At 39.7% G+C, this 703-nt stretch carries 1 protein-coding gene; it reads left to right on the top strand.

Features of this window, described 5'->3' with window-relative positions; all coding sequences use genetic code 11:
* Window positions 1-703 (top strand): SprB repeat-containing protein (locus Q4586_RS13980; protein ID WP_303530012.1); only part of this gene is annotated, 703 nt, incomplete at both ends.

Raw genomic sequence — 703 nt, 5'->3', positions numbered from 1 at the left:
TTTACGTTAAAAGAAACAAAACTATTAACATGTGACGCACCAATGGCTGCAGATGTTGTTATAGATATTGTTTCAGGGTCAGGAAGTTATGAATATGTGATAACAAGAGATGATAGTGGAGCAGATACAATTGTAGAAGGAGGAGTAGGAGTTGCTTTACCAAGTGATCCATATACATTTAACCCTACAATAGCCGATAGGTATACGGTAACAGTAACCGATACAGGAGCAACACCAAACTGTCCTGTGGTAAACATAATAGATATTGCCCCAGCAGTTGAACCAGCGTTTACTACTTCGGTAACCCACGCTACGTGTAATGGAGGTGCAAACGGAAGTATCGCAGTTAATGTAACCGCAGGAGTAACACCGTTAACATATAGTATAACTCCAGTAGCAGGAACATGGGATGCAGCAAGCAATTCATTTATTAACTTGCCAGCAGATACCTACACAGTAAGAGTAACAGGAGCTAATGGCTGTTTTTCAGAAGAAACAGAAACAGTAAATGATAATCCGGTATTAACAGTAACCGCACCAACAGTAGTTCAATTTGGATGTACCACAGGAAATGATGTAAACAACGCTACGTTAAGCATTAATGCATTAGACGGATCAGGAGTTTCAGGCGGAACAACTGTATATTCAACCGTAGAGTTGTACCATGATGTAAATGGAGATAATCCAGCAGATAACTTATCAA

Source organism: Tenacibaculum soleae (assembly GCF_030549005.1).
In the GTDB taxonomy this organism is placed as follows: domain Bacteria; phylum Bacteroidota; class Bacteroidia; order Flavobacteriales; family Flavobacteriaceae; genus Polaribacter; species Polaribacter soleae.
Note: the sequence above shows the minus strand (reverse complement) of the source record. Positions and strands in the feature narration are given on the sequence as shown.